Genomic DNA, 14,532 nt, shown 5'->3' on the forward strand with positions numbered 1-14,532 from the left:
ACGAGGTAAATCGCTGTGAACATTAACTTGACGCTGTTCGGTCAAACGATTGCCTTCGCTATTTTCGTCTGGTTCACCATGAAGTTTGTGTGGCCGCCGATCACCGCCGCCATGCAAGCCCGCCAGAAGAAAATTGCCGAAGGTCTGGATGCCGCCGGCCGTGCCCAGCGCGACCTGCAACTGGCCCAGGAAAAAGCTGCCCAGACGCTCCGTGAAACCAAGGAGCAGGCTGCCGAGATTCTCGACAAGGCGAACAAGACCGCCAACGCGATCGTCGAGGAAGCCAAGCAGCAGGCCCGTGGCGAAGGCGAGCGTCTGCTTGCCAGTGCCAAGGCCGAAATCGAGGTTGAAGTGAATCGCGCCAAGGATCAGCTGCGCGCCCAGGTTGCGGCCCTCGCCGTCGCCGGTGCCGAGAAGATCCTGGAGTCCTCCGTGGACACCAAGGCACACAACGATCTGGTCGCAAAACTGGCCTCCCAACTCTAAGCGAGGCGAGCGATGGCAACTATCAATACGCTTGCTCGGCCTTATGCGAAAGCCGCCTTCGAGTTCGCTTCCGCAGCCAAACAAAGCGATGCCTGGTCGAACATGCTGGCGCTGAGCGCGGCCTTCGTGGAGTCCCCCGAAGTCATCGCCCAGCTGCGCAATCCGGCCCTGACCCGCGACCGCAAGGCCGAGGTTCTGGTTCAGCTGTGCGCTGAACGCATCGACGAGTCGTTCCGCAACTTCGTGGTGGCGCTGGGCGAAAACGATCGCCTGGAACTGCTGCCGACCGTGCGCGACCAGTTCGAGATGCTGAAGGCGGAAGCCGAGCGTTCGATCGACGTCGAGGTCGAGACGGCTCACGAACTGAGCGCCGAACAACTCCAAACTCTGGCTGCCGCCTTGTCGAAGCGGCTAGATCGCACCGTCCAGCCTACCCCGGTCGTCAATCCCGCCCTTATCGGCGGTTTGATCATTCGTGCGGGTGACCTGGTTATCGACGGTTCGGTCCGCGGCAAACTGAACCAGTTGGCCGAAGCGTTGAAATCCTGATTTGAGGGGCATGGCATGCAGCAACTGAATCCTTCCGAAATTAGCGAAATCATCAAGCAGCGTATCGCCAAGCTTGATGTGTCCGCTCAGGCCCGTAACGAAGGCACCGTCGTCAGCGTTTCCGACGGCATCGTGCGCATCTTCGGCCTGGCCGACGTGATGTACGGCGAAATGATCGAGTTCCCGGGTGGCGTCTACGGTATGGCGCTGAACCTGGAGCAGGACTCCGTCGGCGCCGTGATCCTGGGCAGCTACCTGGATCTGAAAGAGGGCATGAGCGCCAAGTGCACCGGCCGCATCCTCGAAGTTCCGGTCGGTCCGGAACTGCTGGGTCGCGTGGTCGACGCACTGGGCAACCCGATCGATGGCAAGGGCCCGATCAACGCCAAGGAAACCGACGCGGTCGAGAAGGTCGCTCCGGGCGTGATCTGGCGTAAGTCGGTCGACCAGCCGGTGCAGACCGGCTACAAGTCGGTCGACGCCATGATCCCGGTCGGCCGTGGCCAGCGCGAGCTGATCATCGGCGACCGCCAGATCGGCAAGACCGCGATGGCCATCGACGCCATCATCAACCAGAAGAACAGCGGCATCCGCTGCGTCTACGTGGCCATCGGTCAGAAGCAGTCGACCATCGCCAACGTGGTGCGCAAGCTGGAAGAGCACGGCGCCCTGGCCAACACCATCGTGGTGGCTGCCAGCGCTTCCGAATCCGCTGCCCTGCAGTACCTGGCGCCGTACTCCGGCTGCACCATGGGCGAATACTTCCGCGACCGCGGTGAAGACGCCCTGATCGTGTACGATGACCTGTCCAAGCAGGCCGTCGCCTACCGCCAGATCTCCCTGCTGCTGCGCCGTCCGCCGGGCCGCGAAGCCTATCCGGGCGACGTGTTCTACCTCCACAGCCGCCTGCTGGAGCGCGCTTCCCGCGTTTCCGAAGAGTACGTGGAGCAGTTCACCAAGGGCGCCGTGAAGGGCCAGACCGGTTCGCTGACCGCGCTGCCGATCATCGAGACCCAGGCCGGCGACGTCTCCGCGTTCGTTCCGACCAACGTGATCTCGATCACCGACGGCCAGATCTTCCTGGAATCCGCCATGTTCAACTCGGGTATCCGTCCGGCCGTCAACGCCGGTATCTCGGTATCCCGCGTCGGTGGCGCAGCCCAGACCAAGATCATCAAGAAGCTGTCCGGCGGCATCCGTACCGCGCTGGCCCAGTACCGTGAACTGGCGGCCTTCGCCCAGTTCGCCTCGGACCTCGACGAAGCGACCCGCAAGCAGCTCGAGCATGGTCAGCGCGTCACCGAGCTGATGAAGCAGAAGCAGTACGCGCCGATGTCCATCGCCGACATGTCGGTGTCCCTGTACGCTGCCGAGCGTGGCTTCCTGGCCGACGTCGACGTGAAGAAAGTCGGCGCCTTCGAGCAGGCCCTGATCGCCTTCTTCAACCGCGACTACGCCGACCTGATGGCGAAGATCAACGTGAAGGGCGACTTCAACGACGAAATCGACGCAGGCCTGAAGGCCGGCATCGAGAAGTTCAAGGCCACTCAGAGCTGGTAAGCCGCAGCGGGAGCCGCAAGGCTCCCGCCTGCTAACCCGAAAGGTGTCAAATGGCAGGCGCAAAAGAGATTCGCAGCAAGATTGCGAGCATCAAGAGCACGCAGAAGATCACCAGCGCCATGGAAAAAGTGGCGGTCAGCAAGATGCGCAAGGCTCAGCAGCGCATGGCTGCCAGCCGTCCCTACGCGGTGCGCATCCGCGAGGTGATCGGTCACCTGGCCAAGGCCAACCCGGAATACCGCCACGCCTTCATGGTGGAGCGTCCGGTCAAGCGTGTCGGCTACATCCTGGTGTCGAGCGACCGTGGTCTGTGCGGCGGCCTGAACATCAACCTGTTCAAGGCCCTGATCAAAAACATGAAGGACTGGCGCGATGCCGGCGTTGAGGCAGAGTTCTGCGTCATCGGCAGCAAGGGTGCCAGCTTCTTCCGCAGCTACGGCGGCAACGTGGTCGCTGCGATCAGCCACCTGGGCGAAGCGCCGTCGGTCAACGACCTGATCGGCAGCGTCAAGGTCATGCTGGATCGGTTCAACGAAGGCTCGCTGGATCGCCTGTACCTGGCGTCCAACAAGTTCGTGAACACCATGACCCAGAAGCCGGTGGTTGAACAATTGCTGCCCCTGGCTCCCGCTACCGAGGCCGACGACGGCGCGAAGCAGGGCCTGTGGGATTACCTGTACGAACCCGACGCCCAGCAACTGCTGGATGCCCTGCTGGTTCGCTATGTCGAATCGCAGGTGTATCAGTCCCTGGTCGAGAACAACGCCTGCGAGCAGGCTGCGCGCATGATCGCCATGAAGAATGCCACCGACAACGCCGGTCAGCTGATCAAGGATCTGCAGCTGATCTACAACAAGGCGCGTCAGGCTGCGATCACGCAAGAGATCTCGGAAATCGTCGGCGGCGCTGCCGCGGTTTAAACAGGTTCAAATATTCAGAGGAACCAGATATGAGTAGCGGACGTATCGTTCAAATCATCGGCGCCGTTATCGACGTGGAATTCCCGCGCGATCAGGTGCCGAACGTCTATGACGCGCTGAAAGTCGAAGGCGCGGCCACCACCCTGGAAGTCCAGCAGCAGCTGGGCGACGGCGTGGTTCGTTCCATTGCGATGGGTTCCACCGAAGGCCTCAAGCGTGGTCTGACCGTGAGCAACACCGGCGCCGGCATCTCCGTGCCGGTCGGCAAGGCCACCCTCGGCCGCATCATGGACGTGCTGGGCAACCCGATCGACGAGGCGGGCCCCATCGGCGAGGAAGAGCGCTGGACCATCCACCGCGCTGCCCCGTCCTACGCGGAGCAGGCCGGCGGCAACGAGCTGCTGGAAACCGGCATCAAGGTGATCGACCTGGTCTGCCCGTTCGCCAAGGGCGGCAAGGTCGGCCTGTTCGGTGGTGCCGGCGTGGGCAAGACCGTGAACATGATGGAGCTGATCCGCAACATCGCCATGGAGCACAGCGGTTACTCCGTGTTCGCCGGCGTGGGTGAGCGTACTCGTGAAGGTAACGACTTCTATCACGAGATGAAGGACTCCAACGTTCTGGACAAGGTGGCCCTGGTCTACGGCCAGATGAACGAGCCGCCGGGCAACCGTCTGCGCGTCGCCCTGACCGGCCTGACCATGGCCGAGAAGTTCCGTGACGAAGGCCGCGACGTTCTGCTGTTCGTCGACAACATCTACCGCTACACCCTGGCCGGTACCGAAGTGTCCGCGCTGCTGGGTCGTATGCCGTCCGCGGTGGGTTACCAGCCGACCCTGGCCGAGGAAATGGGCGTTCTGCAGGAGCGCATCACCTCCACCAAGAACGGCTCGATCACCTCGGTGCAGGCCGTCTACGTTCCCGCGGACGACCTGACCGACCCGAGCCCGGCGACCACCTTCGCCCACCTCGACGCCACCGTGGTACTGTCCCGCGACATCGCCTCGCTGGGTATCTACCCGGCCGTCGATCCGCTGGACTCCACCTCCCGTCAGCTGGATCCGCTGGTGATCGGCCAGGAGCACTACGACACCGCTCGCGGCGTGCAGTACGTGCTGCAGCGCTACAAGGAGCTGAAGGACATCATCGCGATCCTCGGCATGGACGAACTGTCCGAAGCCGACAAGCAGCTGGTGTCCCGCGCCCGTAAGATCCAGCGCTTCCTGTCCCAGCCGTTCTTCGTGGCCGAAGTCTTCACCGGCTCGCCGGGCAAGTACGTGTCGCTGAAGGAAACCATTCGCGGCTTCGCCGGCATCCTCAATGGCGACTTCGACCACCTGCCGGAGCAGGCGTTCTACATGGTCGGCGGCATCGACGAAGCCATCGAGAAAGCCAAGAAACTGTAACTGGCGCGCCCTGACGGGCGCTCGACCAGGCGGCGGCTGCCCCGGTAGCCCCGCCTGCTTACCGAGGCATGAATATGGCTATGACAGTCCACTGCGACATCGTCAGCGCGGAAGAAGAGCTGTTCTCGGGGCTGGTGGAAATGGTCGTCGCCCATGGTCACATGGGCGATGTGGGTATTCTGCCGGGCCACGCCCCGCTGCTGACCGATCTCAAGCCGGGTCCGGTGCGCGTGATCAAGCAGGGTGGCGCGCAGGAGGTGTACTACATCTCCGGCGGTTTCCTCGAAGTGCAGCCGAGCATGGTGAAGGTCCTGGCCGACACCGCGATCCGCGCTGCCGACCTCGACGAGGCTGCGGCTCTCGAAGCCCAGAAGGCTGCCGAGAAGGCGCTCAGCGAGAAGGGTGCCGAGTTCGACTACTCGACCGCTTCCGCACGTCTGGCCGAGGCTGCTGCGCAGCTGCGGACCATTCAGGAACTGCGCAAGAAGTTCGGTGGCCCGATGCACTGATCCGCATTGCGGCCCAGTCGTCCGGTTCACCAGAAAAGGGGGTAGCCTTGGCTATCCCCTTTTTTTATTTTCGGCGACGGTGCGTGGCGTCTGCACCGCTGCCCACCGTTTCTGTTCATTTCGCTCCAGCCCAGGTCTGGGGCTGCATAGGGAAGTACACCCATGAGTCTGGAAATCGTCATCCTCGCTGCCGGCCAGGGCACCCGCATGCGCTCGGCACTGCCCAAGGTGCTGCATCCGGTGGCCGGCAAGCCGATGCTCGGCCACGTCATCGATACCGCGCGCGCCCTGCAGCCGCAGCGCATCCACGTGGTGATCGGCCACGGCGCCGAAGCGGTGCGCGAGCGTCTGGCCGCCGCCGACCTGAACTTCGTCCTGCAGGAGCAGCAGCTCGGCACCGGTCATGCCGTGGCCCAGGCCCTGCCGTTCATCGACGCCGAGCAGGTGCTGGTGCTCTACGGCGACGTGCCGCTGATCGAGGCGCCGACCCTCGAGCGCCTGCTGGCCCACGCCGGCGCCGAACAGTTGGCCCTGCTCACCGTCGAGCTGGCCGATCCCACCGGCTACGGGCGCATCCTCCGCGACGCCGAGGGCCGGGTGACCGCCATCGTCGAGCAGAAGGACGCCAATGCCGAGCAGCGCGCCATCCGCGAGGGCAACACCGGCATCCTCGCCATGCCCGGCGCGCGCATGGCCGAGTGGATGGGCCGCCTGTCCAACAGCAACGCCCAGGGCGAGTACTACCTGACCGACGTGATCGCCATGGCGGTGGCCGACGGCCTGGGCGTGGCCACCGCGCAGCCGGAGGACGCCATGGAGGTGCAGGGCGCCAACGACCGCCGCCAGCTCGCCGAGCTGGAGCGCCACTACCAGCAGCGCGCCGCCCGCCGGCTGATGGCCCAGGGCGTGACCCTGCTCGATCCGGCGCGCTTCGATGTGCGCGGCGAGGTGACGGTCGGCCGCGACGTGGTCATCGACATCAACGTGATCCTCGAGGGCCGGGTGGTCATCGAGGATGGTGTCGAGATCGGCCCCAACTGCGTGATCCGCAACAGCACCCTGCGCCGTGGCGCCATCGTCAAGGCCAACAGCCACCTGGACGGCGCCGAACTGGGCGAGGGCGCCGACTGCGGGCCGTTCGCCCGCCTGCGCCCGGGCAGCGTGCTGGGCGCCGGGGCGCACGTCGGCAACTTCGTCGAGCTGAAGAACGCGGTGATGGGCGAGGGCGCCAAGGCCGGCCACCTGGCCTACCTGGGCGATGCCGAGATCGGCGCGCAGAGCAACATCGGCGCCGGCACCATCACCTGCAACTACGACGGCGCCAACAAGCACCGCACGGTGATCGGCGTGGATGCCTTCATCGGCACCAACAACTCGCTGGTGGCGCCGGTGACCATCGGCGACGGCGCCACCACCGCCGCCGGCTCGGTGATCACCAGCGAGGTGCCGGCCAGCACCCTGGCGGTCGGCCGCGCGCGCCAGCGCAACATCGACGGCTGGCAGCGCCCGGTGAAGAAGCCCAAGAGCTGAGCCGGCGGGCTCGGCATCCGCTGGTGCTGTGGATAATCCGTCCGCAGGCTGCCGCCGAGCCCTGTCAATACGCCCTGTGGACAACTGCATCGCGTGGTTTTCCACAGGGCGTTGCTGCTTGGAGGCCTGCCGAATTGTGGATAACGCCTCCTCCGACTTGTCCACAGCTGCCCTTGGCAGCTTGCATCTCCTGATGTGGACGGTTTCGTCTGGCGAAGCTTGACGCCCGCGTGGTGCTGGGTTTTGATTCGCACCTATAATTTACGAATCGAAACTTTCGAAACGAAACCTGCGAATGTCCAAGCGCAACACCCCGCAGCGCCGTCACGCCATCCTCGCCCTGCTCGCCGAGCAGGGCGAGGTCCATGTCGAGGCCCTGGCCCGCCATTTCCAGACCTCGGAAGTGACCATCCGCAAGGATCTGGCCGCGCTGGAGAACAACGGCCTGCTGCTGCGCCGCTACGGCGGTGCGGTGCCGGTGCCCCACGAGCTGGTGATCGAGCACGCCCAGAGCGTGTCGCCGCACAAGCAGGCCATCGCCCGCGCCGCGGCCGCCTGCATCCGCGAGCATGCGCGGATCATCATCGACAGCGGCAGCACCACCGCGGCGCTGATCCCCGAGCTGGACCGCCGCCCCGGGCTGGTGGTGATGACCAACTCGCTGAGCGTGGCCAACGCCCTGCGCGAGCTGGAGCAGGAGCCGGTGCTGCTGATGACCGGCGGCACCTGGGATCCGCATTCCGAGTCGTTCCAGGGCCAGGTCGCCGAGCAGGTGCTGCGCTCCTACGACTTCGACCAGCTGTTCATCGGCGCCGACGGCCTCGACCTGGCGCGCGGCACCACCACCTTCAACGAGCTGCTCGGCCTGTCGAGGGTGATGGCCGAGGTGGCGCGCGAGGTGATCGTCATGCTCGAGGCCGACAAGGTCGGCCGGCGCATGCCCAATCTGGAGCTGCCGTGGAGCAGCATCCACACCCTGATTACCGACGAGCGCCTCGAGCCCGCGGCGCGCGAACAGATCCAGGCGCGCGGCATCCGGCTGATCTGCGCCGCCGTCCCCAGCCGATAGATCGAAAGGAGAGCCCGCATGTGCGGAATTGTTGGAGCCATCGCCGAACGTAATGTCAGCGCCATCCTCATCGAGGGCCTCAAGCGCCTGGAATACCGCGGCTACGACAGCGCCGGGGTGGCCATCTGCGGCCCGGACGGCCAGCTGCGCCGCAGCCGCCGCATCGGCAAGGTCGCCGCGCTGGAGCAGGCGCTGGCCGACGAGCCGCTGCCCGGCCGCCTGGGCATCGCCCACACCCGCTGGGCCACCCACGGCGTGCCCAGCGAGGCCAACGCCCACCCGCACTTCTCCGGCGAGGCACTGGCGGTGGTGCACAACGGCATCATCGAGAACCACGAGGCGCTGCGTGCGCGCCTGCAGGGGCTCGGCTACGCGTTCAGCTCGCAGACCGACACCGAGACCATCGTCCACCTGCTGCACCACACCCTCAAGCGCCTGCCCGACCTGGCCGATGCGCTCAAGGCGGTGGTGCGCGAGCTGCATGGCGCCTACGGTCTGGCGGTGATCAGCGCCGCGCAGCCGGATCGCATCCTCGCGGCGCGCAGCGGCAGCCCGCTGGTGATCGGCCTGGGACTGGGCGAGAACTTCCTCGCCTCCGACCCGCTGGCGCTGCGCCAGGTCACCGACCGCTTCGTCTACCTGGAAGAGGGCGACATCGCTGAGATCCAGCGCGACAGCGTGCGGATCTGGGATGCCGACGGGCGCAGCGTGCAGCGCGACACCGTGCAGTTCCACGAGGGCGCCGAGGCGGCGGAGAAGGGCGAGTACCGCCACTTCATGCTCAAGGAAATCCACGAGCAGCCCAAGGTGGTGCAGCGCACCCTGGAAGGCCGCCTGGGCAGCGACCACGTGCTGGTGCAGGCCTTCGGTCCGCAGGCCGCCGAGCTGTTCGCCCGGGTGCGCAACGTGCAGATCGTCGCCTGCGGCACCAGCTTCCATGCCGGCATGGTCGCCCGCTACTGGCTGGAGGAGCTGACCGGCGTGCCCTGCCAGGTCGAGGTGGCCAGCGAGTTCCGCTACCGCAAGGTCGCCGTGCAGCCCGATTCGCTGTTCGTCACCATCTCGCAGTCCGGCGAGACCGCCGACACCCTGGCCGCACTGCGCAACGCCAAGTCGGCCGGCTACCTGGCCAGCCTGGCGATCTGCAACGTCGGCACCAGCTCGCTGGTGCGCGAATCCGACCTGGTGCTGCTGACCAACGCCGGCCCGGAGATCGGCGTGGCCTCGACCAAGGCCTTCACCACCCAGCTGGTCGGCCTGCTGCTGCTGACCCTGGCCCTCGGCCAGGTGCGCGGCACCCTCGCCGCCGGCGCCGAAGCCGAGCTGGTCGAGGCGCTGCGTCGCCTGCCGGGCAACCTGCAGGAGGCGCTGGCGATGGACAAGACCGTCGAGCAGGTCGCCGCGCTGTTCGCCGAGAAGAACCACACCCTGTTCCTCGGTCGCGGCGCGCAGTACCCGGTGGCCATGGAGGGGGCGCTGAAGCTCAAGGAGATCTCCTACATCCACGCCGAGGCCTACCCGGCCGGCGAGCTCAAGCACGGCCCGCTGGCGCTGGTCGACAGCGACATGCCGGTGGTCACCGTGGCGCCCAACAACGAGCTGCTGGAGAAGCTCAAGTCCAACCTGCAGGAAGTGCGCGCCCGCGGCGGCCAGCTGGTGGTGTTCGCCGACCGCGGCGCCGGCATGGAGGACGGCGAGGGCACCCACGTGGTGGCCATGCCGCCGATCCACGACCTGCTCGCGCCGATCCTCTACACCATCCCGCTGCAGCTGCTGTCCTACCACGTCGCCGTGCTCAAGGGCACCGACGTCGACCAGCCGCGCAACCTGGCCAAGAGCGTCACTGTGGAATAACCCCGCGCGACGCCCTTTCCCCCTGTGTGGGATGCAAATAAAGGTTCATCCGTATAAATAAAGTATCATCCGTATAAATAAAGTTTCATTCTGAGCCTGCATCCGCTATGTTGAGGTCATCGACACAGCGGGGCAGGCTTTCTCATGTCTGGAACATTCAAGGGGCTGACCCAGGCCCAGATCGATAGAAGGCTCAAGGACGGGCGTGGCCAAGGCCAGGGATCAGACTACAAGCCGTTCATCTACACCAGGGACGTGTCCTCGCTGGGTCGCTCCCACCGCCTGCCTGGCAGCAAGACCCGGCGTTTACACCATCTTCTATCCGATCTTGAACTGGCCATCTTCCTGACCTTGGATCGGTCTCCCCATGTCACCGATATCCGTGAACAGTTTCCGATGCGGGTCGAAGATACGGTGCGCATCGCCGAGGAGCTTGGCCTGCCCCACGGTTGTTACAAGGGTACCCCGCAGGTACTGACCAGCGACTTTCTGGTGGATTTCGAAGATCCTCAGCGCCCGAGCATCGCGATTCAGGCCAAGTACAGTACCGACCTGCAGAAGCCTGAAGTTATCGAGAGGCTTGAGCTTGAAAGGCGCTACTGGCAGGAAAAAGGTATTCCCTGGGTCATCGTCACGGAGCGCGAGGTATCCAAGGTGGCATTTGCCAATATCCAATGGCTCTATCCTGCCCATGCTGAAGGCGACATCGCTCAGGACGATCTCGCCCATTACCAGCAGCTGTTTCTGCTCGAGTTTCAGCGTCACCCAGACCGGAAGCTGACCGCTATTGCCCAAGGACTGGATACCTCCGGCCAGCTGGAGGCCGGTCAGGCGCTCTATTGGCTACGCCAGTTGCTGGCCCGGCACTGTTTCCTTTTCGATCTTGACACTCCTTACCGGGAGCTGAAGCCGAAAGACCTGGTTGCCAACTCTCATCAAATGCATCAGGAGCTGAGCAGTGTTGCCCGTTAATCAGGTGTTCCGGATGGGGGAACTGCGAAAGCGCCTGCTTTGGTCCGGTACCGAGCAGGCAATCTGGATCGATATCGATTCGGACACGGCGTTGCCCGAACCGATATCGATTGTAGAGCTGGAGCGTCTGATCATGGAGCGGGAGCTGGAGAGCATTGCCGATCCCTTCGAGGAAACAGTCCTACGGGAGGTTGAGGAAGGTTCCCTTGATCAGCAGAAGCGTGATGAAGCTTGGGGAATGCTGGCGGATTTTGTGCACGACCCCCAGCTTTTCGTGCGGCGCCCCAGAGGGCTCATTGTCAGAGGCATCATGGAGCGCCATGGTGTCACCAATCAGACGGTGTATAGGTTACTGAGGCGCTACTGGCAGCGAGGCATGTGCAGGAATGCCCTCTTGCCGGACTATGTCAACTCGGGCGCCCGTGGCAAGCGCAGAAAGCCGAACCAGGCCAAGCTGGGCAGGCCCAGAGTGGTGATGGAGGGGAAAGGGAGCAATGTCACGCCGGACATCGAGCGCATTTTTCGCCGGGTCATCGAGGAACGTTTGCTCAAGGAAAAACATCCGTCCATTCCTGATGCCTACGCCGCCGGGCTGAATCTGCTCCGTGCTGTTCTGACGGAGCTGCCGACCTCCGAACTGCCTACATTGGGGCAGTTCCGTTACTTCTATGGGCGCGAATATCACTTCACCGACACCTTGCCATGCAGGGTGTCCGCAGTGGATTTTGCCAAGGACTTCCGACCGCTCAGCAGTACATCGACGACCGAGGCACTGGGGCCCGGATACCGCTACCAGATCGATGCCACCATCGCCGATATCTATCTGGTTTCAGAACATGATCGCAGCCTTATCGTCGGCAGGCCTGTCGTTTACATGGTGATCGACGTGTTCAGCCGCATGGTCGTTGGTATGTACGTCGGATTCGAGGGACCTTCCTGGGTCAGTGCCATGGTGGCATTGGCCAACACGGTCGCCGACAAGGTTGAGTATTGCCGCCAGTATAGCGTGGAGATCGATGCCAGCGACTGGCCGGTCAAAGGCTTGCCGGATGTGGTGCTGGCCGATAAGGGCGAACTGAATGGCACCAAGGTGGAAGCATTTTCCCAAGCCTTCGGCGTTCGCATCGAGAATGCACCGGCCAGGCGAGGAGATGCCAAGGGGATCGTCGAGCGTTATTTCCGGACGGTGCAGGAGCGTTTCAAGCCCTATGCCAGCGGTGTGGTCGAGGACACCACCAGCCGGAAGCGGGGTGGCCACGACTACAGACTTGATGCCAGTCTGACCTTGCCCGAGTTCACCCAGATCATCATTGCCGGCATCCTCTACCACAACAACTTTCATACCTTGAGCAAATACGACAGAACCTCTGGTATGCCGGGCGATCTGCCAGCCATCCCGGTCATGCTGTGGAACTGGGGCTTGGCCAACTTGACCGGCCGGTTACGTACTGCGCCCGAGGAGCTGGTGCGGATAAATCTCTTGCCCCATGAGTCGGCCACGGTTTCGGAGCTGGGAATCAGGCTGTTCGGCTGCTTCTACACCTGCCAGGAAGCAATCAGGGAGGGTTGGTTTCACCGAGGCCAGGGGCGCCGGCCGACAGGGGTAACGGTCGCATACGATCCGCGTAGCGCCGACCACATCTACCTGCGGCCGTCCAATAGTCTCAAGGACTACTGGGTTTGCGATCTTGCCGACCGCAGTCGACGCTTCAGGGGGATGACCTTCTGGGATGTCTGGCTGCTGTCCAGAGAGGAACGGCGTAGCGATACCAACGCGGCGGCGGAAGCTTTGGTAGAGAGAGGCAATCTTCTGAAGCAGATCGAGTCCATCGTTGCCCAGGCAGAGGATGCCAGTCCGGTCAAAACGGGTATGACCACGAAGGATCTGGGAACCCAGATCCGCGAGAACAAGCAGCAGGAAAAGCGCCAGGAACGCCAGAAAACAGCATTCAAACCGGATAAAGCACAGCAGGAAAAGCCAGCCGAGGTGATCCCACTGCGGGGCGAGAAGCAGGAAGATTATGCCTTCCCAGATCTCAGTGACCTGATATTCAAGGAGGAAGAGGATGACTGAAGAATTCCAGCGCGGAGTCATTCCCCTGGCGCGTTACCAGGAGCAGCAGCTTCCCGAGTATCAGGACAATCCGCTCATCAGCGCATTGCCTCCGATTCCTGATCTGCAGGAGGTGGTCGATCTATTGCAGCAGCTTCCCGGTTTCGAGCCGCAGGAGGCGCTTCTGGATGGTCGGCTCAGGGCACATGCGATTGCCCGCCTGTTGCACGGCTTCTTCCAGCCGCTGAGCCATCACTTGGAGCTGGAGAGCAAGATCAGCCTGATGATCCGTCAAGGGTACATCGGTCGGAATCCGGCCAGCGGTGCCTGGTATGCGCACCTGCAGAATGGCTATCGCCGTGTCGAGGAGGAGGATCTGGATGCGGCGGTGTACCAGAGTGTCTCCTCTACGGCCAACAGCCTGTCGCTGTTCGGCTGCTCCGGTTGCGGCAAGACGCGCACGCTGGAGCGGATTCTGGGCATGTACCCCCAAGCTCTCCATCACCCTGATTACAACATCACCCAACTGGTCTACCTGAAGATCGACTGCCCAATTGACGGTGACTTGGATGAGCTGTGCCTGAGCTTCTTCAACGAAGTAGACAAGATCCTGGGTACCCACTACAGCCGTAGCCACGGACGCAAGAAGCTGGGTACCAAACGTCTGCTGGCATCCATGTGCCAGGTGGCCAATCTGCACACGCTCGGAGTGCTGATCATCGACGAGGTTCAGAACCTCAACGAGGCACGCTCCGGTGGTGCCGAAAAAATGCACAATTTCTTCGTGTCGCTGGTGAACACCATCGGTGTTCCGATCATTCAGGTCGGCACCCACCGGGCCAGCAAGTTCTTCCAGCGCACGTTCCGGGCTGCTCGGCGGGTCTCCGGGTTGGGCAGCATCCGCTGGGATAGGTTGCCTCGGGACGAGCATTGGAAGCGTCTGTTGAAGCGGCTTTGGAAGTATCAGTGGCTGCGAAATGCGGCGCCGCTGGATGATGAACTGGAGGCTACGATGTACGACCTCACCCAAGGGGTCATGGACATCGTCATCAAGCTGTTCGCGCTGGCGCAGATCCGGGCGATAGTGACAGGTGTCGAGTGCATTAAGCCGCTGTTGCTGCGCAGGGTTTTCGAGGACGAGTTCAAACCGGTCCATCCGATGCTGGCGGCCTTGCGGAGCGGTAGGCCCGAGCTGATCGCCAAATATGACGACCTGCTGATGCCAGAGATCGAGGGACGGTTGCTGACCCTGACTCGCTCTCTGGATAGCGTCCCCCAACCTAAACCACCGGCCCCTCCGGCTGATGACAAGGCAAAGCGGTTGGCCGCCCTGCTCGAAGGTATGGAAATCCCGAGGGACATCGCCATTCCCATGGCCGATGAATTGTTGGCGGAGAATCCGGACATCCCGCTGGCGGCCCTGATTCACAAGGCCACGGCCTACCTCGCGCAGGACGCTCCCAAGAGGCCCGGCATTTCCAGAGTTAAGCGGACGGAGTGGGGGTGCCTATCCGAGGAGGATCTGCGCCGACGTTATGCCGATGGGCCTGAAAGCGAGGCCTATGACAGATTCAAGCAGGCTGGCTTGATCCTCGATCTGCGGCCTCTGCTGAGAGCGAGCTGA

12 protein-coding genes are annotated in these 14,532 nt (G+C 63.4%); all 12 read left to right on the forward strand.

Annotated features, from left to right (window positions below; all coding sequences use genetic code 11):
- The first annotated feature begins 15 nt into the window (after positions 1–15).
- The 12 genes from SK095_RS15010 to SK095_RS15065 all read left to right on the forward strand — a co-directional run bounded on the left by SK095_RS15010 (position 16) and on the right by SK095_RS15065 (position 14,532).
- Positions 16–486, forward strand: a complete 471-nt coding sequence (locus SK095_RS15010) for a F0F1 ATP synthase subunit B (RefSeq protein ID WP_136489675.1) — start codon at positions 16–18, stop codon at positions 484–486.
- 12 nt (positions 487–498) lie between these two features.
- Positions 499–1,035: a F0F1 ATP synthase subunit delta gene (locus SK095_RS15015; protein ID WP_136489674.1), complete on the forward strand. Its 537-nt coding sequence runs from the start codon at positions 499–501 to the stop codon at positions 1,033–1,035.
- 15 nt (positions 1,036–1,050) lie between these two features.
- Positions 1,051–2,595, forward strand: coding sequence for a F0F1 ATP synthase subunit alpha (gene atpA, locus SK095_RS15020; protein ID WP_320546749.1), 1,545 nt, complete (start codon positions 1,051–1,053; stop codon positions 2,593–2,595).
- Between the two features lie 50 nt (positions 2,596–2,645).
- Complete coding sequence (gene atpG / locus SK095_RS15025; RefSeq protein WP_136489672.1) at positions 2,646–3,515, forward strand: F0F1 ATP synthase subunit gamma; 870 nt, start codon at positions 2,646–2,648, stop codon at positions 3,513–3,515.
- Positions 3,516–3,544: 29 nt separating this feature from the next.
- Entirely contained in the window at positions 3,545–4,921 is a 1,377-nt protein-coding gene (gene atpD, locus SK095_RS15030) for a F0F1 ATP synthase subunit beta (protein WP_201485433.1), read from the forward strand.
- Between the two features lie 74 nt (positions 4,922–4,995).
- Entirely contained in the window at positions 4,996–5,430 is a 435-nt protein-coding gene (locus SK095_RS15035) for a F0F1 ATP synthase subunit epsilon (RefSeq protein ID WP_136489670.1), read from the forward strand.
- A 162-nt stretch (positions 5,431–5,592) separates the two neighbouring features.
- On the forward strand, positions 5,593–6,960 hold the full coding sequence (gene glmU, locus SK095_RS15040; protein ID WP_320546750.1) for a bifunctional UDP-N-acetylglucosamine diphosphorylase/glucosamine-1-phosphate N-acetyltransferase GlmU: 1,368 nt from the start codon (positions 5,593–5,595) through the stop codon (positions 6,958–6,960).
- A 295-nt stretch (positions 6,961–7,255) separates the two neighbouring features.
- Positions 7,256–8,029: a DeoR family transcriptional regulator gene (locus tag SK095_RS15045; protein WP_201485430.1), complete on the forward strand. Its 774-nt coding sequence runs from the start codon at positions 7,256–7,258 to the stop codon at positions 8,027–8,029.
- An 18-nt stretch (positions 8,030–8,047) separates the two neighbouring features.
- Positions 8,048–9,883, forward strand: a complete 1,836-nt coding sequence (glmS, locus tag SK095_RS15050; protein ID WP_320546751.1) for a glutamine--fructose-6-phosphate transaminase (isomerizing) — start codon at positions 8,048–8,050, stop codon at positions 9,881–9,883.
- Between the two features lie 144 nt (positions 9,884–10,027).
- Positions 10,028–10,855 carry a heteromeric transposase endonuclease subunit TnsA gene (locus SK095_RS15055; protein ID WP_000017067.1) on the forward strand — a complete coding sequence of 276 codons (828 nt, stop codon included), beginning with the start codon at positions 10,028–10,030 and terminating at the stop codon, positions 10,853–10,855.
- Between the two features lie 13 nt (positions 10,856–10,868).
- A complete protein-coding gene (locus tag SK095_RS15060; RefSeq protein WP_182819149.1) occupies positions 10,869–12,929 on the forward strand; it encodes a Mu transposase C-terminal domain-containing protein in 2,061 nt (686 codons plus the stop codon).
- On the forward strand, positions 12,922–14,532 hold the full coding sequence (locus SK095_RS15065; protein WP_016782883.1) for an ATP-binding protein: 1,611 nt from the start codon (positions 12,922–12,924) through the stop codon (positions 14,530–14,532). Before SK095_RS15060 ends, SK095_RS15065 begins: the two co-directional genes overlap by 8 nt.

This window comes from Pseudomonas sp. AN-1, from assembly GCF_034057115.1.
Classification (GTDB): Bacteria; Pseudomonadota; Gammaproteobacteria; order Pseudomonadales; family Pseudomonadaceae; genus Geopseudomonas.